Genomic DNA, 611 nt, shown 5'->3' with positions numbered 1-611 from the left:
GGATGCCTGCGCTGATGAAGGCGAGGGACGCCTCGAAGACGATTGCGTCGGCCACGAGCACGATGGTGAACACCATGACGGGCGCGATGCAGTTGCGCACGACGTGCTTGATGAGAATCCACGGGGCGCGGGCGCCGGAAACCACGACGGCGCGCACATAGTCCTGGTTGTACTCGCTGACGATGTTCGCACGCACGATGCGGGCGATCTGCGGAATGTACAGGAAGCCGATGGCGAAGATCAGCGACGGCAGGTTCGTTCCGAACACCACGACGAAGGTGGCGGCCAGAGCGATGCCCGGGAAGGACATGACGACGTCGAGAACGCGCATAATCACTTCGGAGACCCACTTGCGCGAAACAGCGGCGAGAGCGCCGATGATCGAACCGCAGATGAGCGCGAAGCCGGTGGCGCCCAGGCCGATGACGAGCGAATAACGCGCGCCGTACATCATGCGCGAAAGAACGTCGCGGCCCTTGTCGTCGGTGCCGAAGAGGAACTGCGCGTCAGGAGCCTGACGGGCGGTGAAGATCTCGAGCGGGTTGTGCGGTGCGATGAAGTTGGCCAGCGCCGCGATCAGCACGATGATGACGAGAACGATGAAGGAGATG

The 611-nt window shown here is 62.8% G+C and carries 1 protein-coding gene; it reads right to left on the bottom strand.

The genetic code is table 11. From position 1 onward, the window contains the following. The coding region (locus DMP06_RS11265; protein WP_148042537.1) for an ABC transporter permease at nucleotides 1-611 on the bottom strand (611 nt) is incomplete at both ends.

The sequence above is a fragment of the Slackia equolifaciens genome, from assembly GCF_003725995.1.
Classification (GTDB): domain Bacteria; phylum Actinomycetota; class Coriobacteriia; order Coriobacteriales; family Eggerthellaceae; genus Slackia; species Slackia equolifaciens.
The sequence above is the reverse complement of the archived record's forward strand: the minus strand, read 5'-3'. Positions and strand labels throughout refer to the sequence as shown.